22 protein-coding genes are annotated in these 21,406 nt (G+C 62.1%); 11 read left to right on the plus strand and 11 right to left on the minus strand.

Annotated features, from left to right (window positions below; all coding sequences use genetic code 11):
- The first annotated feature begins 10 nt into the window (after nt 1–10).
- Nucleotides 11–529 (plus strand): sterol desaturase family protein, encoded by a 519-nt coding sequence (locus QMG56_RS13960; protein WP_281822919.1) that lies wholly within the window; start codon nt 11–13, stop codon nt 527–529.
- Here QMG56_RS13960 and QMG56_RS13965 read toward each other — a convergent pair.
- Both QMG56_RS13965 and QMG56_RS13970 read right to left on the minus strand, forming a co-directional pair.
- Nucleotides 526–978 (minus strand): hypothetical protein, encoded by a 453-nt coding sequence (locus tag QMG56_RS13965; protein ID WP_281822920.1) that lies wholly within the window; start codon nt 976–978, stop codon nt 526–528. The two genes, QMG56_RS13960 and QMG56_RS13965, sit on opposite strands and share 4 nt — an antisense overlap.
- Nucleotides 979–1,143: 165 nt before the next feature.
- Nucleotides 1,144–1,305: a DUF1674 domain-containing protein gene (locus QMG56_RS13970; protein ID WP_281822921.1), complete on the minus strand. Its 162-nt coding sequence runs from the start codon at nt 1,303–1,305 to the stop codon at nt 1,144–1,146.
- A gap of 115 nt (nt 1,306–1,420) precedes the next feature.
- Here QMG56_RS13970 and QMG56_RS13975 point away from each other — a divergent pair, with 115 nt between their 5' ends.
- The 8 genes from QMG56_RS13975 (at nt 1,421) to QMG56_RS14010 (ending at nt 11,208) form a co-directional block, all read left to right on the plus strand.
- On the plus strand, nt 1,421–2,725 hold the full coding sequence (locus tag QMG56_RS13975; protein ID WP_281822922.1) for an RsmB/NOP family class I SAM-dependent RNA methyltransferase: 1,305 nt from the start codon (nt 1,421–1,423) through the stop codon (nt 2,723–2,725).
- A 53-nt stretch (nt 2,726–2,778) separates the two neighbouring features.
- A complete protein-coding gene (gene rpe, locus QMG56_RS13980; protein ID WP_281822923.1) occupies nt 2,779–3,453 on the plus strand; it encodes a ribulose-phosphate 3-epimerase in 675 nt (224 codons plus the stop codon).
- A 14-nt stretch (nt 3,454–3,467) separates the two neighbouring features.
- Nucleotides 3,468–5,222, plus strand: coding sequence for a heparinase II/III family protein (locus QMG56_RS13985; RefSeq protein ID WP_281823041.1), 1,755 nt, complete (start codon nt 3,468–3,470; stop codon nt 5,220–5,222).
- A 73-nt stretch (nt 5,223–5,295) separates the two neighbouring features.
- Entirely contained in the window at nt 5,296–6,885 is a 1,590-nt protein-coding gene (gene purH / locus QMG56_RS13990) for a bifunctional phosphoribosylaminoimidazolecarboxamide formyltransferase/IMP cyclohydrolase (protein WP_230186302.1), read from the plus strand.
- A gap of 113 nt (nt 6,886–6,998) precedes the next feature.
- Entirely contained in the window at nt 6,999–7,337 is a 339-nt protein-coding gene (locus QMG56_RS13995) for a UrcA family protein (RefSeq protein WP_281822924.1), read from the plus strand.
- A gap of 123 nt (nt 7,338–7,460) precedes the next feature.
- Nucleotides 7,461–8,993, plus strand: coding sequence for an NAD(P)/FAD-dependent oxidoreductase (locus tag QMG56_RS14000; protein ID WP_281822925.1), 1,533 nt, complete (start codon nt 7,461–7,463; stop codon nt 8,991–8,993).
- Nucleotides 8,990–9,397, plus strand: coding sequence for a GtrA family protein (locus QMG56_RS14005; RefSeq protein ID WP_230186305.1), 408 nt, complete (start codon nt 8,990–8,992; stop codon nt 9,395–9,397). Before QMG56_RS14000 ends, QMG56_RS14005 begins: the two co-directional genes overlap by 4 nt.
- Entirely contained in the window at nt 9,397–11,208 is a 1,812-nt protein-coding gene (locus tag QMG56_RS14010) for a hypothetical protein (RefSeq protein WP_281822926.1), read from the plus strand. Before QMG56_RS14005 ends, QMG56_RS14010 begins: the two co-directional genes overlap by 1 nt.
- Here the strand turns inward: QMG56_RS14010 and msrB are convergent.
- From msrB to QMG56_RS14025, 3 genes are read right to left on the minus strand one after another with little or no spacing between them, the layout of a single operon-like run.
- Nucleotides 11,205–11,708, minus strand: a complete 504-nt coding sequence (gene msrB, locus QMG56_RS14015) for a peptide-methionine (R)-S-oxide reductase MsrB (RefSeq protein ID WP_375713699.1) — start codon at nt 11,706–11,708, stop codon at nt 11,205–11,207. The genes QMG56_RS14010 and msrB overlap by 4 nt on opposite strands.
- Nucleotides 11,709–11,738: 30 nt before the next feature.
- A complete protein-coding gene (locus QMG56_RS14020) occupies nt 11,739–12,953 on the minus strand; it encodes an ABC transporter permease (RefSeq protein WP_281822927.1) in 1,215 nt (404 codons plus the stop codon).
- Complete coding sequence (locus tag QMG56_RS14025) at nt 12,950–13,906, minus strand: ABC transporter ATP-binding protein (RefSeq protein ID WP_281823042.1); 957 nt, start codon at nt 13,904–13,906, stop codon at nt 12,950–12,952. Before QMG56_RS14025 ends, QMG56_RS14020 begins: the two co-directional genes overlap by 4 nt.
- A gap of 23 nt (nt 13,907–13,929) precedes the next feature.
- Here QMG56_RS14025 and queG point away from each other — a divergent pair, with 23 nt between their 5' ends.
- A complete protein-coding gene (gene queG, locus QMG56_RS14030; protein ID WP_281822928.1) occupies nt 13,930–14,988 on the plus strand; it encodes a tRNA epoxyqueuosine(34) reductase QueG in 1,059 nt (352 codons plus the stop codon).
- A gap of 13 nt (nt 14,989–15,001) precedes the next feature.
- Here queG and QMG56_RS14035 read toward each other — a convergent pair whose 3' ends face one another.
- The 3 genes from QMG56_RS14035 to QMG56_RS14045 form a co-directional block, all read right to left on the minus strand.
- The gene (locus tag QMG56_RS14035) at nt 15,002–15,469 is read right to left on the minus strand and encodes a hypothetical protein (RefSeq protein WP_281822929.1); all 468 of its coding nucleotides are present in this window, start codon (nt 15,467–15,469) and stop codon (nt 15,002–15,004) included.
- 79 nt (nt 15,470–15,548) lie between these two features.
- Nucleotides 15,549–15,920 carry a hypothetical protein gene (locus QMG56_RS14040; RefSeq protein ID WP_281822930.1) on the minus strand — a complete coding sequence of 124 codons (372 nt, stop codon included), beginning with the start codon at nt 15,918–15,920 and terminating at the stop codon, nt 15,549–15,551.
- Entirely contained in the window at nt 15,913–16,590 is a 678-nt protein-coding gene (locus QMG56_RS14045) for an EI24 domain-containing protein (RefSeq protein WP_281822931.1), read from the minus strand. The genes QMG56_RS14040 and QMG56_RS14045 overlap by 8 nt, the downstream gene beginning before the upstream one ends.
- Before the next feature lie 112 nt (nt 16,591–16,702).
- On the opposite strand from QMG56_RS14045, the gene QMG56_RS14050 reads away from it, so the two are divergent.
- A complete protein-coding gene (locus QMG56_RS14050) occupies nt 16,703–17,704 on the plus strand; it encodes an adenosine kinase (protein WP_281822932.1) in 1,002 nt (333 codons plus the stop codon).
- 50 nt (nt 17,705–17,754) lie between these two features.
- Here the strand turns inward: QMG56_RS14050 and QMG56_RS14055 are convergent, their stop codons facing one another.
- From QMG56_RS14055 to tsaD, 3 genes are all read right to left on the minus strand, one after another.
- Nucleotides 17,755–19,266: a lipopolysaccharide biosynthesis protein gene (locus QMG56_RS14055; RefSeq protein ID WP_281823043.1), complete on the minus strand. Its 1,512-nt coding sequence runs from the start codon at nt 19,264–19,266 to the stop codon at nt 17,755–17,757.
- Between the two features lie 109 nt (nt 19,267–19,375).
- On the minus strand, nt 19,376–20,362 hold the full coding sequence (locus tag QMG56_RS14060; RefSeq protein WP_281822933.1) for an NAD(P)H-dependent glycerol-3-phosphate dehydrogenase: 987 nt from the start codon (nt 20,360–20,362) through the stop codon (nt 19,376–19,378).
- On the minus strand, nt 20,359–21,393 hold the full coding sequence (gene tsaD / locus QMG56_RS14065) for a tRNA (adenosine(37)-N6)-threonylcarbamoyltransferase complex transferase subunit TsaD (RefSeq protein WP_281822934.1): 1,035 nt from the start codon (nt 21,391–21,393) through the stop codon (nt 20,359–20,361). Before tsaD ends, QMG56_RS14060 begins: the two co-directional genes overlap by 4 nt.
- Nucleotides 21,394–21,406 lie beyond the last annotated feature (13 nt).

Here is a 21,406-nt window from a genome sequence, read left to right on the forward strand (position 1 = left end):
TATGGGCTGCATGTTTAGCGCGCCCCTTGCTTTGATCCTGCTGTTTCTGGCGACTGTCGCGGGGATGGAAGTCTTTGCCTATGTCATGCACCGCTGGGTCATGCATGGCGTGGGCTGGTTCCTGCACAAGAGCCATCATCGCCCCCGCTTGGGGAATTGGGAACTGAACGACGCCTATTTCGTGATCTTTGCGGGGCCTGCAATCGTACTGTTGCTGGGGGGCGTGCAATTCGGCTGGGGGAATTGGGCAACGGCGGTAGGCGCGGGAATTACGGCCTATGGCATGATCTATCTGGGCTTTCATGATATTATCGTGCATCGCCGAGTGGCGCATCGTTATGTCCCGCGCTCCAAATATATGAAGCGGATCGTGCAGGCGCACCGGTTGCACCACGCGGTGGAGACCAAAGAAGGTACGGTGAGCTTCGGCTTTCTGGTGGCGCCCAAACCCGAAGATCTGAAGGCGGAACTGACGCGACGCGGGCGCGCAGGCGTGCGCGCGCCGGTGGGAACAGCCGCCGCCGACTAAAGTGTCAGCAGCCGTTCCCCGATGCGACCCAGTTGCGCGATTTCGGCGCCAAGCTGGTCGAACGAGACATGAACATGCGCATTCCGATGGTCGCGGCAGGCAAAACCCTGCGGCTCCGGCCCCTGAAACCCCGACACGATCAGGCTCCGAAATCGATCGATCCGTTGAATATCGCGTTCCAGCGCAGCGATTTCCCCTAGAACGGTAGCATTGCGGCGGTCCCGCATCGACACCATCGCGCGTAATTCCGCCAGCAGCTTGGCCATGCCGGGGCGAGTCCGCGATCCTATGGTCCGTACATCGCCCGCCGCTTCGCGCAATATGCCGATTTTCTGTTCCAGCCGCTGTTCCAGCAGACCCCAAGCGCAGACAAGCTGTCCGACCCCGCACAGCAAGTCGTCATCAAGCGTACCCTGATCCTGGAACGCCGTTTTTTCGTTTATTATCATTCAATTGCTCCCGACCCCTACCGCTCTGTGATCTGCGTGGCGGCATCGGTTCAGCCTAACGCGGCGCCATCATGACGCCACCGCGCTCCTCGCGCGGATGGCACGGTGCAGCGAAAACTGTGCGAAATTGTGGATGAATGGAAACGCAAATACAGAGCGAAACCGTCAGAAATCGACGGCAATGCCCTTATGCTCCCAGTCGCCATAGCGTGTCGGGCTAAGCGCTTCGTCGTTCGACTGCGGCTTTTCGATGGGATCAGGCGTCGGCACGGGTTCGCTCTTCGTCCAGTGCGCAGGCGGCTTCACATGATCGGGGCGTTTTCCCATGGGTAGCCTTTCCTTGCGTGCTTTTCGTACTGACTGCAGATGGGCATTTGGAGGACGATTGGCAAGGTGATGCCGCAAAGGTGACGCGCCGTGCGAATCCGGCTAGGGGGCTGTGATGGCTTCCGTTCCTCCCGTCTCCCGCTATCCTGCTCGCGCGCCCGAAGCGCCCGGCCTCCCCGCGCGTCGCGCAGCCTTGCGCTTGCTCGACGCTGTGTTGCGGCGCGGCGATCCGCTGGAAATTGCGTTGCATGGGGCCAGCCAGGGCATCGTCGACCGCGCCGACCGTGCGTTGGTGCACGCCATTGCGGCGGAGACCTTGCGGCATTTGCCCGATCTCGACGCGCTGATCGACAGCGCCACGCGCAATCGCCTGCCCGACGATGCCAAAGCGCGCATGGTGCTCCGCCTTGCGCTGGTGCAGACGCTGGTGCTGGGCACGCCGCCGCATGCCGCCATCGCGACTGCACTGCCGCTGGTCGATGGCGGACCGCGCAAGCTGGTCCATGGCGTGTTCGGCACGCTGATGCGCGGCACGGCTACGCTGCCCGAAACACCGACATTACTGCCCGAAGTCGCAGCACGTTGGGCAGAGCAATGGGGCGATGCAATGCCAGACGAAGCCGCCAAGGCGTTTGTGGTGCGTCCGCCCGTTGACCTCAGCCTACGCAATGTCAGCGAAACGGCGATGTGGGCGGAAAAGCTGGGCGGCGTATCGCTGGCACCGGGCCATGTCCGCTTGCCCGATCACGATGCGATCACCGCGCTTCCCGGTTTCGACGATGGCGCATGGTGGGTGCAGGATCTGGCCGCGTCTATCCCTGCGCGTCTGCTGGGCAATGGTGCGGGACGCTCTGTGCTGGATCTGTGCGCCGCACCTGGGGGCAAGACGATGCAACTGGCTGCGGCCGGATGGGCGGTGACGGCGCTGGACCAGTCGGCCAAGCGGCTGACGCGCCTGTCCGATAACCTCTCGCGTGTCGATCTGTCGGCCAAGGTTGTGACGGCGGACCTGCGCAACTGGACGCCCGAAGCGCCTGCCGACGCCGTATTGCTGGATGCCCCGTGCAGCGCGACGGGCATTTATCGTCGCCATCCCGATGTGTTGCATCGCATCGGGCCACGCCAGATCGCCGAGCTGGCGGAATTGCAGACGGCATTGCTCAATCGCGCAGCCGATTGGGTGAAACCGGGCGGCATGCTGGTGTACGCCACATGTTCGCTGGAGCAAGCCGAAGGCGAGGAACAAATCACGCGCTTCCTACGGAAAACTCCTTACTTTACAATCGTTCCTCCGGAGGCCGACCAATTGCCCAGTGGCATAGTGGCGACTCCCGAAGGCTGGGTTCGCACGCTCCCCGCCACGCTCGCCGAGACCGGCGGCACCGATGGTTTCTTCATCGTGCGCATGGTTCGTGCCTGAACTGCGCAAGAGCGGTTGCACCCACTGATTCGCGCGGCTAAGGCAATCGGTTAATGACTGCTTTCGAACCCCGCCCCATCCGCATCGCTCCCTCCATTCTTTCCGCTGATTTCGCGCGGCTGGGCGAGGAAGTGCGCGCCATCGACGCAGCGGGATGCGACTGGGTGCATGTCGATGTGATGGACGGGCATTTCGTGCCGAACATCACCATCGGCCCGATGGTCGTAAAGGCGCTGCGTCCGCACACGACCAAGCCGCTCGACGTGCATCTGATGATTTCGCCGATCGACAGCTTCCTCGACGCCTTTGCCGAGGCTGGCGCGGATATATTGACGGTTCATCCCGAAGCGGGGCCGCATATCCACCGCACCGTTCAGCATATCAAATCGCTGGGCAAGATGGCGGGCGTGGTGCTCAATCCAGGCACCCCGGCCAAGATGCTGGATTATCTGATCGACGACGTCGACCTGATTTTGGTGATGAGCGTGAATCCGGGTTTCGGTGGGCAGAGCTTCATCGAGAACCAGCTTCGCAAGATCGAAGCAATCCGCAAGATGATCGACAAGAGCGGGCGGGACATCCGGCTGCAAGTCGATGGGGGCATCGACTTCACCACCGCGCCGCGCGCCATCGCCGCCGGTGCGGACGTACTGGTGGCAGGCACGGCGACGTTCCGCGGCGGGCCGGACGCCTATGCTGACAACATAAAGAGGTTACGCGGCGGGTGAACGACCAAACGCGAATCCGGGCCAAACCCGCAGCCGAGCGCGCGCTCCCCGATCTGCCCGAAGCGGTTGAGATCGAGGAAGGCAAGCGCCTCATCCGCGTGTCGGGTGACAGGGGGCTGTCTCTTACGGACCGGATCGCACACAGTTTCTATCGACTGACATGGCGTACGCCGCTGCATGCCGTGCGATTGAAGGGCAAGTTCCCGCTCAAACTGCTGGCAGTGCCCGATGACAGCATTCCCGGCGACGTGCGCGCAGGGCAGGCATTGCGCGCAGGCTATTTCCTGTTCCGCGGTCTGAAGCAGCCGATCGACACCATCGATTTCGCTGCGCTGGACCTGCCACCCGCGTTTCAGGACTATATCCACAGCTTCCGCTGGCTGCGTGACCTGTCAACCGTCACCACGCGCGAACAGGGCGCGCCAATTGCCGAAGCGATCCTGCGCCGATGGCTCGAAGCCCATGCCGAAAAGCCAAGCGAACCGGCGTGGCGCGCGGATAATGCGGCCTGGCGGTTGCTGTTCTGGACCAGTCAGGCGCCGTTGATTCTGTCGTCGAGCGATCTGGTTTATCGGTCGCTGGTTCTCAACTGCATCGCACGCACGGCACGACATCTGGATCAGGGCGCCGAAAAGGCGCCTGTGGGTCTGCATCGGCTGGTGGCCTGGGGCGGCGTCGTGGCGGCTTCGATGCTGTTGCCCGGTGGCGGTCCGCGCAAGCTGTTCGGCGAGGCGGGCCTGCGCCGTGCCATCGACACGGCATTCTATCCGGACGGCGGAACGATTTCGCGATCCCCGCTGGCGCAACTCGATGGCGTAATGCTGCTCGCGATGGTGCGCGCGGTCTATGATGTCCGCCGCGAAGAAATGCCGCGTTTCATGACCGAAGGCCTGAACCGTGCGGTGCCGGCGCTGCTGGGGATCACGCATGGCGATGGCGGCCTTGGAAGCTGGCAGGGGTCCGGAGCGACCGATCAGGCGCAGGTCGTCGCGGTCGTTGCAGCCACGGGCGTTCGTACGCGCCCGCTGCGGCAGGCGCGCGATTGGGGCTATCAGCGCCTCGTCGCAGGAAATACAGTGCTGCTCGTCGATGCGGCACCCCCGCCGATATCGCGGCTGGCTGACGCAGGATGCGCGTCGACGGGTGCCATCGAATTGAGCGATGGGCCACATCGGCTTATCGTCAACTGCGGTGGCGCGGCGCTTAACGGCGCAGCGATCACCGACGATCTGGCGCAAGGGCTGCGCACCACCGCGGCGCACAGCACCTTGGTACTGGCGGACAGCAACTCTACCGCCATACTTGCGGACGGAACACTGGGCAAAGGCGTCACCGAAGTCGAGCTGAACCGGCAGGAACTGGAAGCCGGCAGTCGGCTGGAGCTGAGCCATGACGGTTATGTCCGCCGCATCGGCTATGTGCATCGCCGGTTGCTGATGTTGAGTGCGGACGGGCGCGAAATCCGGGGCGAAGACATGCTGCTGCCTGCCGAGCGTCGCCGCAAACCCGTCGCCACACCCTTTGTCCTGCGCTTTCATCTGGCCCCCGGCGTCGAACCCACCGTCACGGTGGATGCGCAAGGTGCGCTGTTGCGCATCGACCTTGGCGCCTTATGGCAGTTCCGCACGGGCAGCGGTACGCTGTCGGTCGAGGACAGCCTGTGGATCGATGGCGACGGGCGCCCCCATGCCTGCCAACAGCTTGTCGTGACGGGCGAAGCGCAGCCGGGCGGCACCAGTACCGGATGGTTGCTGAAGCGCGTCGGCTAAGGGCTGTAATTTTCCGACAAACGAAACTATGGGGGCTGCGACACGCACCGGCCCATAGGAATCAGACCAGCACATGACCGACATCACCATCAAGCGCGCTCTCCTGTCCGTATCCGACAAGACGGGCCTCGCGGAACTTGGCGCGGCGCTTGCTGCGCATGGCGTGGAACTGGTGTCGACGGGTGGCACGGCCAAAGCGCTGCGCGACGCGGGTCTGACCGTGATGGACATCAGCGACCTGACGGGCTTTCCCGAAATGATGGATGGCCGGGTGAAAACGCTGCATCCCATCGTGCATGGCGGCCTGCTGGCGGTGCGCGACAATCCAGAGCATGTCGCCGCGATGGACGCGCATGGCATCGGCGCCATCGATCTGGTGGTTGTGAACCTCTACCCCTTCGCCGCGACAGTCGCCAAGGGCGCATCGCGTGAGGACATTATCGAGAATATCGACATCGGTGGTCCGTCGATGGTGCGATCCGCCGCGAAGAACCACGAAAGCGTCGCCATCGTTACCGATCCCACTGACTATGCGCGGCTGATCGCCGAAATGTCGGAAAAGAGCGGCGCGACCAGCTATGATTTCCGTCGTCTGCTGGCCGCCAAGGCGTATGCCGCAACCGCCGCTTATGACAGCATGATCGCAAGCTGGTTTGCCTTTGCCGATCAGGGGACGATGTTCCCGCAGAGCCTTTCGGTCGCCAGCACCCTGTCGACTACACTGCGCTATGGCGAGAACCCGCATCAGTCTGCGGCGCTGTATTTGCCCACCGGTCCTGGCGCGAAGGGAATCGCGCAGGCCGTGCAAGTGCAGGGCAAGGAACTGTCGTACAATAATTACAACGATGCCGACGCCGCGCTGGAGCTGGTGAGCGAGTTCCGCGACGGGCCGCCGACCGTGGTGATCGTGAAACACGCCAATCCCTGTGGCGTGGCGAGCGGCGAGACGCTGATCGAAGCCTATGAAGCGGCCTTGGCCTGCGACAGCGTGTCGGCTTTTGGCGGCATCATCGCGCTCAACCGTCCGCTGGATGGCGCGACCGCCGAGGCGATCAGCGGCATCTTCACCGAAGTGGTGGTGGCTCCGTCTGCCGACGATGCAGCCAAGGAAATTTTTGCGCGCAAGAAGAACCTGCGCCTGCTGTTGACCGGCGATCTGCCCGATCCCGCGCGCACTGGGCTGGCGATGAAGAGCATCGCGGGCGGCATATTGTTCCAGAGCCGCGACAATGGGCGGGTGACGCGCGAAATGCTGAAAGTCGTGACCGAGCGCCAGCCGACCGAGCAGGAACTAACCGACTGCCTGTTCGCCTGGACGGTTGCAAAGCATGTAAAATCCAACGCTATCGTCTATGCCAAGGGTGGCAGCACCGCTGGCATCGGCGCGGGACAGATGAACCGGCTGGAATCCGCACGGATCGCTGCGTGGAAGGCCAAGGATGCAGCGGAAAAGGCGGGCTGGAATACGCCGCGCACCATCGGATCGGCGGTCGCATCTGACGCATTCTTCCCGTTTGCCGATGGGCTGCTGGCGGCGGTCGAAGCGGGCGCAACGGCGGTGATCCAGCCGGGCGGCTCAATCCGCGACGACGACGTCATTGCCGCAGCGAACGAAGCCGGTTTGGCGATGGTCTTTACCGGGATGCGCCATTTCCGCCACTGACACGCTGCACCGCAGCGACGAATTGCCCTTTAATCCTTGGCTTTAGAGGCCTATTTTATGTGCCGACGCCTGCAACGACGGACGTTTGAACGCATAATTATAAGGATGAGGATATGCTGGAGAGAACATGGAAAGCCGTGGCTGCGGCTGCGCTTGTGATACCCGCCGGAATAGCGACGGCGAATGTGACAGATCGCGGCGTGGTGGTGTCAGGTACTTATGGCGACACAATGCAGACCGTCACCATTTCGATGGCCGATCTCGATCTGCGTCTGGATCCCAATGTCGGTCGCGCACAGACGCGGATTCGCCACGCCGCCGAACAGGTATGCGACAAGGCCAGCGCCCGGAAACTGTATGAAAAGCGCGATTTCCTTCGCTGTTACGAACCGGCGATCAGCGGCGCTCATGCCGAACTGGACGCACTCGTCACGGCCGTTCGCGCAAGCTGACGCATGGACCCCGGCCCGGTGCATTGCTGTACCGGGCGGGCGTCTTTCGAAACATCCTGTTAACCATTCCTTAGAGCATTTCGTTCACTCCAGACGCCAGACCAATTCTGGGGATGAACCTGTATGTTGCGCGCAGACAAAAGCGTGGATGTCGCGATTATCGGCGCGGGCCCCGCCGGCCTGACGGCGGCGTACCTTCTCACCCAGAAGGGATACAGCGTTACCGTCATCGAAAAAGACCCGCATTATGTCGGCGGCATCAGTCGGACTGTCGAGCATGAAGGATTCCGCTTCGACATTGGCGGCCATCGGTTCTTTTCCAAGTCCAAGGAAGTCGTCGACCTGTGGAACGAGATTCTGCCGGACGATTTCATCCAGCGGCCGCGCATGAGCCGCATCTACTACGAAGGCAAGTTCTACAGCTATCCGCTCCGCGCATTCGAAGCGTTGTGGAATCTTGGGCTTATCCGTTCCACGCTGTGCATGGCGAGTTTCGTCAAGGCGCAGCTTTTCCCGAATCGCAATGTCCGCTCCTTTCAGGACTGGACCGTCAATCAGTTCGGTCACAAGCTTTTCTCGATCTTCTTCAAAACCTACACGGAGAAAGTGTGGGGCATGCCGTGCGATGAAATGTCGGCGGACTGGGCGGCGCAGCGTATCAAGGGTCTAAGCCTGGGTGCCGCCGTGCTGGACGGGCTCAAACGCAGCCTGGGGCTGAACAAGCGTCCCAATGACGGGATGGCAACCAAGACTTTGCTGGAAACCTTCCGCTATCCGCGCCTTGGCCCCGGCATGATGTGGGAAGCTGCACGCGACAAGGTGGTGAGCGGTGGCAATCAGGTTTTGATGGGCCATGCGCTCAAGCAACTGGCGCAGGATCAGGTGACGGGCGATTGGCGCGTTGCGGCGACGACGGCGGAAGGCGGCAATGTGACGATCGATGCCGCGCATGTGATCAGCTCCGCGCCAATGCGCGAACTGGCCAGCCGTATCCATCCGATCCCGGCCACGATAAGCGAAGCGGTCGATCTCAAATATCGCGACTTCCTCACCGTTGCGCTGATGATTCAATCGGAAGACCTGTTCCCCGACAACTGGATCTACATCCACGACAGCAAGGTGAAGGTCGGGCGCGTCCAGAATTTTCGTAGCTGGTCGCCCGAAATGGTGCCGGATGAGAGCATCGCCTGTGTCGGCCTGGAGTATTTCTGTTTCGAAGGTGACGGGCTTTGGTCGTCCACCGATGGCGATCTCATCGCGCTCGCCAAAAATGAAATGGCGATACTGGGCCTTTGTAAAGCCGAGGATGTTGTGGGCGGCGCTGTGGTACGGCAGGAAAAGGCCTATCCGGTCTATGACGACGCCTATGCCGACAATGTATTGGCGATGCGTACCGAACTGGAGGCGAAATATCCAACGCTCCACATGGTCGGGCGTAACGGCATGCACCGCTATAATAATCAGGATCACGCGATGATGACCGCGATGCTGACGGTCCGCAATATCGAAGCGGGCGCTCGCGTTTACGACATCTGGGGCGTGAACGAAGACGCAGAATATCATGAATCGGGCGATGAAGGCGAACGCGCGGCACTCGCCAGCGAACGCCTCGTCCCCAGCCGCATCGACGATGCGAAGTCCAACCGGGCGGCATGACCCCGATGCTTGGCCGCTGGCTCGCCATGTGTGTGCAACTGACCTACACACGCTATATCGTCGCAAGCGTAGCGGCACTGGCGACCGATGTTGCGATTTTCATGGGCCTGCTGTCGGGCGGCATGGAGCCTGCGGCAGCATCGGCCATCGGCTATGTCTGCGGCATTGCGGTACACTGGATATTATCGAGCCGCGCAGTGTTCACCACGGTTGGCTATGCGACGACTCGGCATCGGCAACGCGCGCTGTTCGTCGGGTCCGCACTGGTGGGGCTTGGGCTCACGACTGCAATTGTGGGCGTGGGCCATGCAATGGGGCTGGATCCGCGCCTCGCCAAGATTGCGGCCATAGCCGTCAGCTTCCACGTCACGTACCTTCTACGCAAGACGATAGTATTCGCCTGATGACCCGTGCGGACGTTCGCTTGCCGCCAGCTTCCCATTGGCGGCTGTTGCCGGCGGTTGCTATCGTCACGCTGCTGCTTTGCAGCCTGATGGTCGGTTTTGGCTGGCACGCAATCGCCACATTCGGCTTTCGCGATCCCGACGATGCATTGCGCTATGTCGAAGTACGCGACTTCCTGAACGGACAGAACTGGTTCGATGTCAGCCAGCACCGGATCAATCCGCCCATAGGCGGGCCGATGCATTGGTCGCGGCTGGTGGACTTGCCGATTGCGGCCCTTATTCTCCTGTTCCGACCGCTTTTCGGTGCAGTGATGGCGGATCGACTGGCTATGGCCATCGTTCCGTTGCTGCTGACCGGCGCGCTATGCCTCACGGTCGGGCTGGCGGTGCGCCGTCTGAGCGATACGGTGACGGCCATTGCGGCGTCGGCGCTGATCGCTCTATCCATACCGATCGTGATCCAGTTCCTGCCAATGCGCATCGATCATCATAGCTGGCAGATTCTGATGGCCGCCGTGGCATTATGGGCAACATTCGACACCCAACTTCGCCGGAGCGGGATCGTCGCGGGTCTCGCCGCCGCGTTCTGGATGCATGTTTCCAGCGAGGGACTACCTTACGCAGTAGTGTTCGGCGGGGTATTTGCCTTGGCCTTTTTGCGCGATGCAGCAACATGGGACAGGCTGTGGACCTACGCTGTCACGCTTGCGGCGGCATCGGCCGTCTTCCTGGTGGGAACGCGCGGGTGGCCCGAAGCGACCAGATTGTACTGCGATGCGATTTCGCCGGTGTACCTGCTGCCGATGATCGCCGCCGCCATCGCCCTGCCCCTCCTGCACCGGATAATTGGCACGCAAAATTTGAGCCGCCGCGCGCTCATATCTGCGATCGCTGCTGGCGTTGGCGCGGCGGTCTATTTGAGTGTCGGGGACGTATGTCGCGGAGGACCGTTCGAGGCGCTGGACCCTATCGTCTATAAATACTGGTATCTCAACGTTGCGGAAGGACGCCCTGTCTGGGAACAGACGCCGCTGATGATAGGGATCGTCATCCTGCCACCCTTGGTAGGCATGATCGGCATGCTCATTTCGATTAGGCGAACGCAGGGCGATCAACGCTTTGCATGGCTGACGATGCTGCTGCTTTCCGGTGGAGCCTATGCCGTATCGCTGATGGTGATGCGGGCGCTTTCGGTGTCCTATCTGATGGCGCTGCCCGGCATTGCGACGTTGATCGTACTGTTGCTCCCCAAGGCACAGAGCCTGCGCACGGCCCCAGGACGAATAATGGCGACTGTCGCCCTGTGTGGGATAACGCCACTGGGGTTGGCGGCTATTCTTGCTCTAGTGGTCAGCGATAAGGATGTGACCACACAGAATGCGGAATCTTCAACTTCTTCAAGCAAAGCTGCACTCGGTTGCACGAGTAAGGCGCATCTTGTCGGTCTCGCCGCTTTGCCGCGCGGTACGATAATGGCGCCTCTAGATGTCGGGCCGAACCTGCTGGCCTTCACGCCGCATAGCGTGGTGGCGACGAGCCATCATCGCAACAATGTGGGTATTCGCGACGTCCTGCTCACATTCATGGGCAGGCCTTCGCTCGCGGAGCGTATCGTGATCCAGCACAAGGTCCGTTACCTCGTCTATTGTGAGGTCGGGGACGAGATCGATAATTATGTCGAGCGCGCGCCGCATGGCTTCATGGCCGATCTGAAAGCCGGGCGGATACCCGATTGGCTGCAGCGCGTGCCGATGCGACCGAGCGAAACGATCCTTGTCTATCGCGTGGTTAGGCCCGCCGCGCGTTAAGCGGCAACAAACTTCATCGCCGCGCCATTCATGCAATAGCGTAGGCCGGTCGGCTTCGGTCCATCGTCGAACACATGACCCAGATGCCCGCCGCACCGAGCACAATGCACTTCGGTACGCGAATAGCCGAGCATCGTGTCGGTGCTGGTCCCTATCGCCTTTGGCAGCGGTTGCCAAAAGCTGGGCCAGCCCGTGCCGCTATCGAATTTGGTCTTCGACGAGAACAGCTTCTGATCGCATCCGGCGCAGATAAATGTTCCGGTGCGATGCTCCTTGTTGAGCGGACTGGTGAAAGGCCGCTCGGTCGATGCTTCGCGCAGGATAGCATATTGCTGGGGCGACAGCTTCTTTTTCCACTGCGCGGGAGTCATGCTCACGGGATATTTGGCCGCCTGCGCGCCGTCCTCTGCCCCGGGCATCATGGTCGCGGCAATCGCCACCACGGCGACGCCTGCGCCTCCGAGCAAAGCACGGCGCGATAGAAGAGCGGTATCGTACATCGGGTTACTCCCAGAACAACATTACAGCAGCTACGTACGAGAACGCCTGAAGGATACATTCAGACGCGAAAAAAGTCCGCGGCGTTTTTCTCCTGCGCCGGATTTCAGTACATTGCGCCGGAACAGCCGCACGCCGATGCGGATGATGAGCGCAACCCAAAGAAGCTGCCATATGATTGCCGCCAGATGCGGGAGCAACGCATCGGACTGCGCCGCACGCGCAATCATCGCGAAGGGTGAGCTGAAAGGGAACGCTGCAGCGATCAGCTCCGGCGCTTCTCCCATGCGATTCACGGTGTAGCTGGCGAAGAAGAAGACCAGCACCTGGCTCATGGTGATCGGCATGGAAATGGTCTGCACCTCGCGCACTGTGGAGGCTTGCGCGCCGATGCCGATGAAGAGCGACCCGAGCAAGGTATAAGCCGTCGCGAAATAGACGACACCCAGGGTCAGGAACATCGGCCAGCCCACCGCGGGCGATGGCATCGGAAAAGCGCCACCCCGCAGCAAGGCATAGCCCACGACCGCGCCGGTCGACCAGACGGCGATCCCGACGAACGACATCGCCAGCATCGCCAGCAGCTTTCCCAGGAAAATCGCATCCACAGGGATCGCCGCGGCCAGTATTTCGATGATCTTGTTGGTCTTTTCCTCGACCATGTTGGACAGGACCATCCCGGCCAGAAACATGGTAAGCATGAACAGCAGTACTTGCGCGGCCTGTCCGGTAAGCAGGCGTCCCTGCTGCTGCGATCCGCTGCTGTCGGCAACGATCTGGGTCGCGATGCGGGTGTCGGGCAATGCGGTTCCTGCCCGTGTTATCCCGATGAGCAGCGACAGGTCGCCCTTAAGGCTGCGCACATCGCCGCGCTTGCCCGTTAGCACGGGCCGTTCCAGCGATCCGGACAACACGGCGATGATTTTCTGATCCTTGTTCGCCAGCAAGGCGCGCGGGTCGCTGCCCGCCGGATAAGGCATAAGCTGCGCAATCGCGCGGTCGCCCAGTTGTTTGGCGAGCGATTTATGCGCGCGCTGCAGCGCCTGCGTCTCTGCCGCTGCCAGCACGACGCCGACGGTGGGGCGCAGGCTATCCTCGGCAATGCGCTGGCCCATACCACCGGCCATCACCCCCACCACGACCGGGAACAATGGCCCGATCAGGAAAAAGATGAAGGCCTTGGAAAAGATCAGCGCGGTAAAGTCGCGCCGCGCGACTACGAAGGCGGCGCGCAGGACTTCCTTCATGCGTCTTCCCCAATTGTGTGCGGGCCCATGTCCTTGGCAGCATCCGCTCCGGCAATCGCGACGAAGGCATCGTGCAGGCCGGGGCGCTCTATCGAAAGGCTTTCGATCCCTGCGTCGCCGTCCATCAGCGCCTTCAGCAAAGGCTCTACTCCGCTATCCGGCAAATCGAAGGTCCAAATGTTGTTCTGCCTCAGCGCGTCGGCAGGGAATGCCGTTCGCCATGCACCGTCGCTGCGCCGGGTTTCCAGTCTTACCTGCGGACGCAGCCGACCGCGGGCATCGCTGACCGATCCTTCGAACCGGATGCGCCCACCCGCGACGATGGCGATGCGTTCGCACAGCCTTTCGGCATGAGCGATGACATGCGTGGAAAACAGGATCGTCACGCCATCGTCGGCCTGTGCGCGGATCAGCGCCTCCAGCTTTTCCTGATTGATCGCGTCTAGGCCTGAGAACGGCTCATCCAGCACGATCAGGCGCGGGCGGTGAACGATGGTGCCCAGCAATTGCACCGTCTGCGCCATCCCCTTGGACAAGGCGCGCACCGGTTTGTCGGCGGCGTCGCCAAGGCCGTGGCCCTCCATCAACTCCCGCCCACGCAGTCGCCCCTCACGCAAGGACAAGCCGCGGAGCGCGCCCATGAAGGCGATGGCATCGACTGCCTTCATCGACGGATACAGCCCCCGCTCCTCCGGCAAATAGCCGATGGAACGCGCCTGCTTGAGCGGCTCGCTCGCGCCCAGCAGGCTGCGGCGGCCCGCATCGGGATCGATAATGCCCAGCAACATGCGCAGCAATGTCGTCTTGCCCGCGCCATTGGGGCCGAGCACGCCATAGATGGTCCCGGCGGGCACCGCGATGTCGATACCGTCCACGGCGCAGAAATCACCGAAACGCTTGACAAGTCCATGCCCCTCGACGGCATAGGGGACAGGATCGGAAAGAGCATTCATCCGATCGACGATAGCCACGCTCCATGACAACACAACCACTTCCTCTCGAACAGCGGGTGAAAGACGCCGCGACCGCTTTAGGCTTTGCCGCCTGCGCCATTGCGCGCGCCGATGCTGCGCCGATGGCCGCCGAGCGACTCAATCAGTGGATTGCAGACGGATGCCATGGCGACATGCTGTGGATGGAGGAACGCGCTGCGCAACGCGGCTCCCCCAAAGGGCTATGGCCGGATGTGCAGTCGGTCATCATGCTAGGCATGAGTTACGCCCCGGCGCGCGATCCGCTGGCGCTGGAAGGGGTCGGCGACAGGGGCCGTATCTCGGTATATGCGCAGGGCCAGGATTATCACGATGTCGTGAAGAAGGCACTGAAGGCCCTTGCGCGATGGCTGGTAGATATCGCGGATTGCCAGTTGAAGGTCTTCGTGGACACTGCACCGGTCATGGAAAAGGCACTGGCCGAAGCGGCGGGATTGGGCTGGCAGGGGAAACACAGCAATCTCGTCAGCCAGTCGCATGGATCATGGCTGTTCCTGGGCGCGATCTATACCACGCTGGACCTCGCCCCCGACGCTTCGGGGCGGGACCATTGCGGTTCCTGCACCGCCTGCCAGACGGCATGCCCTACGGATGCGTTTCCTGCACCCTATCGTGTGGATGCGCGGCGCTGCATTTCTTATCTCACGATCGAGCACAAAGGGCCGATTCCGGAGGAATTCCGGCGCGCGATGGGCAACCGCATCTATGGTTGCGACGATTGCCTTGCCGTGTGTCCGTGGAACAAGTTCGCGCAGACGGCGGCGACGCATCGCGCTTTTGTGGGTCGGGCAGAATTGGCGGCACCAGAGTTGCGGGAATTGCTGGCGCTCGACGATGCGGGGTTTCGGGAAGTGTTCTCCGGATCCCCGATCAAGCGCATCGGGCGAAACCGGATGGTCCGCAATGCGGCGATTGCGGCGGGAAACAGCGGGGATATGACGTTGCTGCCGCTATTGGCGGAATTGCGAAACGATGCCGATCCCGTCGTGGTGGATGCCGTCGATTGGGCGATCCAGCAGCTACAGCGGGAGAGCGGTCACTGACACCGCCCTGCCGTCAGACATATTCGTGCGTGACGTCCCGTTTAAAGCCGCGCAGGCGTATAGGCATACGATCGACGCAAAGCGGGGCTGCGGCGAGCCTGATCCAGCGAAGGCCGCCATTAGCGGGCGAAATCTCTACGTCCAGGGTAAAGCCCCGGCGATGCTTCAACGCATAGGCCCGGAGCCGCTCCATCGCGGCACGGGAAGGTTCACGATACAAAGCCTTCGCTGTGGGCCGGTCGACGGAGGAGCCTCTGGGCAAACCGAAGAGATCATAGACACCCGCCGACCAGCTCAAACTGTCATCGCGAAGGTCGCAATCCCATACGCCCAGCCCATGTTCGGCCAGCCGGTCCTTGCTCAGGGAAAAATCGATAGCTGTGCCCTGGTCCCAGTCAAAATGGCAGCCAAGTTCGAACCGCTGATTCCGTTCAAACAGTGGCCAACTGTGGATTAGTGGTGAGGGGGATATGGTTTCCATGTGCATGCTTAGCCCTTACAAGGCCTACAAACATACTGTTTTTCCATTAAAAATATATCAACCGGTCGGGGAAGTCCGACTATTTTGCACCCAGCATCCCGGCACAGGCGGTCGGATCGATGTCGTTGCCATTGGGCAGGCGGCTATCGGCATAGGTCACCACGGGCTCTTTGCCCTTGGCGCTTGCATATAGATAGGCATCGAGAACGCAGCGACCGTTTGCGAATTGCAATTTCCGCACATTCGGATCGCGAATATCGAGGCGCGGTTGGCCGAACATCTGGATCAGCCGTTTGGCATCCATCCCCATGAGCGCGCGCGCCTTGCCATAGGCGCTCGCCATTTGACCGGCATTGTTTGCCATGGGCGGTGGCGGTGTGGAGGCAGGCACTGCGCCGCACGCAGACAACGCCAGCACCATGAGACCGGTCACGATAATGCGTTCAGCCATCGGCTTTTCCTTTGCGGCCATGCAGGACGTGGACGGCCATAGCCGCGCTCCAGATCGGCGCAAGCAGGTTCGCGACGGGCACCAGGAACAGAAGCGCCGAAACGAAGCCCATCGCGATCCGCGTGGGCTTGGGAATGGGTTCAAGATCGGGATGACGCGCTTCCACCATATCGGCAAGGTCACGCCCGAGGAGATAGGCGTTGACCGCAAGCAGGAGCAGAACCGTACCCACGCCCGTCACAAGAAGCGCAATATAAAAAGGCAGCGCGACAAGGTTCCATCCTATCGTCCGCGCCACGGACCGTAGTGCCAGCCGTACCCCGCGTGCCGTCGACACCGGCTTTGCCCGTGCCGCAGCCAGGGGATAGCTTTCACCTTCCACCGCCTCGACGACGGCGTCGCCAAAGAGGCCAAGCACGGCAATCGCCACGGCGCGGAACAGCAGCCACGCGGCGGCCAAAGCGATCAGCGTAGCGGCGGCAGCCTCGACCACTCCGCCGCCTGCGCCGCCCCATCCCATCCATGCGAAGAATGCATGCAACGCCCACCAAAGGCCGACGCCGAAAACAGCGAACAACAGCAGCGTCAGCCCCAGCGACTTTAACAGCACGATGCGCGCGGCCGGATGGAAGATTTGCGGCAAGGCGCGCAGGGCAGCGGATACGATCATTGCCCGGTTATCGGCGTGGCGCATCGCAGCGTCAATCCGTCCGCACGTTGCGCTTGTGCCGGGACTTCACTACGACGCCGGGCAACCGCTTCTTTCAGGATCAGGATATACTGTGACGCAAAACCCCGCCAAATATGATGTAATCGCCATCGGCAACGCCATCGTCGATGTCATCGCGCGCGCCGACGACGCTTTCCTTGCCACCCATGCCCTCACCAAGGGCGCGATGCAGTTGGTCGATGCCGAGATGGCAGAATTGCTGTACGATGCGATGGGCGCGGCGGTCGAAATCAGCGGCGGATCGGCGGCAAATACGCTTGCAGGCATGGCGGCGCTCGGCAAATCCTGCTCGTTCATCGGGCAGGTGCGTGACGATCAATTGGGCGACGTGTTCGCGCATGACATCCGTGCACTGGGGATCGCGTTCGACACGCCCGTTCGTACCGAAGAACCGCCGACGGCGCGCTGCCTGATCATGGTGACGCCCGACGCACAGCGCACGATGAACACATTCCTTGGCGCGTCGCAGTTCCTGCCCGCTCAGGCGCTGGACAAGGCAAGCATTCAGGATGCGCAGATCCTGTATCTCGAAGGCTATCTGTGGGATCCTGAAGAGCCCCGCGCCGCAATGCGTACCGCCATCGGCTATGCCAAGGAAGCAGGGCGCAAAGTTGCCTTCACGCTTTCGGCGGATTTCGTCATTTCCCGCCATCGCGACGATTTCATGGCGCTGATCGACGAAGGGCTCATCGACATCCTGTTTTCGAACGAAGATGAGATCGGCACGTTGACCGAATTGCCCGATTTTGAGGCCGCCGTCGCTGCGATAGCGCCAAAGGTGCCGGTGTTGGTCTGCACCCGCAGCGAAAAGGGTGCGATTGCGATTGTCGATGGCGTGCGGTCCGAAACGGCGGCAGCGCCGGTAGCGCAGATCGTCGACACTACGGGTGCAGGCGATTTGTTCGCGGCGGGATTCCTCACCGGCTATGTCGAGGGCATTTCGGTAGAAGACAGCCTGAAGCTGGGTGCCCTCGCCGCAGCGGAAGTCATTTCGCATTATGGCGCACGACCGGAAGCAGACCTTCAGATTCTGCGCGCGCAGAATCTGGGATAATATTCCGCCTCATCGTCATTCCCGTCGCTATGGGAATGACGATGAGGCGATCACATCGCTGATTTTCGGAACAAGGCGCGGTCTTCCGGCCCAAAGCCCCGGTGCCAGATAACCAGCGCATACACGCCCAACACCACTGGCACACCGAATACCAGCTCGACCCATTCGAGACTGTGGGGCAGCGCGACGAACGCCGCACCGGCCAGCGCCGCCACCAGTGCCGCCCAAAGCAACGCCCACCGCCACGCATTTACCGGCGCATTCAACAACCGCGAGAGCAGCTTCGCCTTGACCAGCGAACCCAGGCCAAGCGCGACGGTCAGTGCCAGTGCGGGCGCAGCGGCGATGACCATTGGCCCAAGCTGCAACCGGCGCGCGGCGATGATGAGGATGAAGCTCAACCCCGCCTGCACCGCAATCATGCCAAGAGAAATCATCAGATTACGGTGGCGCGCCATGTATACGAGCGCCGATTCGCTGACGACGGCAGTTGCCGCCACCACTTCGGCCGCGAGCAGGAAAGCAAGCGCGCCTGTCCCACCCACGAAATTCGGCCCCACCAGACCCATCACCGCTTCGCCCGGAATGCCGAGCGCCAAGGCAATTCCTGCTTGTGCGGCGATGATCCAGAAGCCGACCTGGCTCACCTGCCGCGCGATGGCGGGCAAATTGTTCTCCGCCAGATTGCGCGTGATGACCGGACCGAGAATGGGATCGAAGCTGGTCTTCAGCTTTTGCGGCAGAGACGCGACCTGTTGGGCCACATAATAGATCCCGACGATATAGGGGGCGGCGAACAGGCCCAGGATCGCCAGGTCGAGCCTGCGCGATCCCCATTCCACGGCGTCGGCGGCGGCGAGCGGCAGGTTGTGTCGGGTTAATTGCGCCATGCTGCCCCATTGCGGACGCCATCCGCGTGGAAGGCCATAGTGGCGGATCATCGGCACCAGCGACGCGACCAGAGCCAGCACCATCGACAGCACATAGGACAGGATCAGCCCGTCCCGCACCGAGTAGAAATAAAAACCGAAGGCACCGATGCTGATCGCCCAAGGCTCTATGATCGATCGCGCACGCACGGTGGCGGCAATATCGAAGCGATAGGCGCATGCCGCCAACGCGATGTCCGATCCGGCCACTGCGATGATGATCAGCGGCAACAGCCGGTCGAGGCCGTTGATACCGCTGTTGGGGAACATTGCCTGCGGGAACAGGATAAGCAGTCCGGCTGCAGCGAGCGAAGCCAGCACCGTCACCAATATCGCTTCGGTGACGACGTGGCCATGCGGCCGCTCGGTCCGGCTGAGTTCTCCGGCAAGGCCGCGCTTCAGCCCGAGCGTAGCAAGCTGTGCGGCAAATTCGACGACCAGTATCGCATAGGCAAAGCGGCCCAGCACCTCCGCACCATAGAGCCGTCCGGCGATGAACAGAAACGGCAGGCGCGCCGCCAAACGCAGCAAGAAGCCGAATATATTGGTCCGTCCCCCTTTGGCGAGAGCGGCAATATCTTCCTCATCGCTGCGCACGCGATCGGCGGCGGCATTGGCCTGCCCCGCGTTCATTGCGCCGGAAGATGCCTGTACGGCCAAAATTCAGTAATCCCCTCTCGTTCAGCGACCGTCTGTATGGGATAATTACGCAGACGGGAAAGGATAAGATGCGCCGAAACGGTTAGCGGCCCGTCGATTCTGCGCGAATGGGACGCGAAAGCAACGCTTCCACGACCTCCGCCACCGGCTGGCTGCCTTCCAGTAGCGCACAGACGGCCTCAACGATGGGCATTTCCACGCCCGCAGCGCGTGCCACCTCGCGCAGCACGGGCGCAGTGAATGCACCTTCCGCCACCGTCCGCCGATTGGCGAGCAGTTCGGCGGCGGGCCGCCCTTCACCCAGCGCTTTACCTAGTGAAAAATTGCGAGAATCGGTGGAGGAGCAGGTCAGCACCAGATCCCCCAGGCCGGACAGTCCCGACAACGTCTCGGCGCGCGCGCCACGGGCAAGGCCGAAGCGCGTCATCTCCGCAAAGCCCCGGCTGATCAGAGCCGCGCGCGCGTTGAGGCCCAGCCCTGCACCATCCGCGACGCCGCAACCGATAGCGAGCACATTCTTCACCGCTCCGCCGATCTCGGCCCCGATCACATCGTTGGACAGATACGGGCGAAAGGCGGGCCGCTTCATGCGCGCTGCGATCCGTTCGCCCAGCGGCTTGTCTTCGCACGCCAGCGTCACGGCTGTGGGCAATCCGCGCCCCACTTCATGCGCGAAGGTGGGGCCGGACAGCACTGCCACCGGGGCATCGGGACACACCGCTTGCGCCGCTTCCGACATTAGCAGGCCCGTCCCTGCCTCGATGCCCTTGCAGCAGAGGATCAGGGGACGATTGCCGACATTGGCCGACGCCAGCACACTGCGCAGATGCTGTGCAGGGGTGACGAGCAGCAATGCGTCGCAATCAGCCAGGTCGTCGATGTCGCCAGTCGCCTGTATCCCCGTATCGAGCGCAATGTTCGGCAGATATAGCGGGTTTTCGCGACTCTCATTGATGGCAAGAACAACTTCCGGCTCCAGCGCCCATAGACGGACCGCTTCGCCGTCCGATGCAGCAACCTGCGCCAGTGCGGTGCCCCATGCGCCTGCACCGATGACTCCGATCTTCATGCTTTCACTCCTGCACTGCGCGCGGCCTGTGCGTCCGGGTCGAGCGGCCAGCGTGGACGCGCGGCGAAATCCAACGCATCCGTCATCCCCAGCGCGAAGCGTTCCGCCCCTGCCCATGCGATCATCGCGGCGTTATCCGTACATAGCCAGAGCGGCGGTGCCACGAAACGCAATCCTTGCGATGCGGCGAGCGTTTCGAGCGCCCCCCGAATCGCCTGATTCGCGGCAACCCCGCCTGCTACTACGAACGCGGTCACATCAGGGTATGCAACAAGCTGCCGCCGCGCCCGATCCACCAGACAGTCGATCACCGCCTGCTGGAAGCTTGCGGCGATATCCTCCACCGTATGCTGTCCCGATTGAGCCGCGCGCATGACTGCGCTTTTCAGCCCTGCAAAGGAGAAATGGGGCTCGCTTGTCCCCAGCAACGGGCGCGGCAAGGGTACGGCCTTGGGATTGCCGCGCGATGCCGCTTCCTCGACTGCCGGACCGCCGGGATAACCCAGCCCCAGCAATTTCGCGGTCTTGTCGAACGCTTCACCCGCTGCATCGTCGATGGTGGTCGCGAGACGCGCATAATTGCCCACACCCTTCACCAGCAGCAACTGGCAATGCCCACCGGAAACCAGCAGCAGCATGTAAGGAAATTGCAGCGTCGGATCAGACAAGCGCGGCGACAGCGCATGGCCCTCCAGATGATTGACTGCGACGAGCGGCTTGCCTGCCGCATGGGCCAGTGCCTTCCCCGTCACCAGTCCCACCATGACGCCACCGATCAAGCCCGGCCCCGCCGTCGCCGCAATCGCATCGACATCGGCGAGCGTCAGACCCGCATCGGCAAAGGCGGCCTCGACCAGCGGAGTCAGCATCTCGACATGCGCGCGCGCGGCAATCTCCGGCACGACCCCGCCATAGGGGCGATGCGCCTCCTCCTGCGTCGCCAGCCGATGCGCCAAAATCCGCCCGTCATGCGTGACCAGCGCGGCCGCCGTTTCGTCGCAACTGGATTCAAGGCCAAGGATGATTGTCATGGGGCTTCCCTCT

The organism is Sphingobium sp. BS19 (assembly GCF_027925545.1).
Lineage (GTDB): Bacteria > Pseudomonadota > Alphaproteobacteria > Sphingomonadales > Sphingomonadaceae > Sphingobium.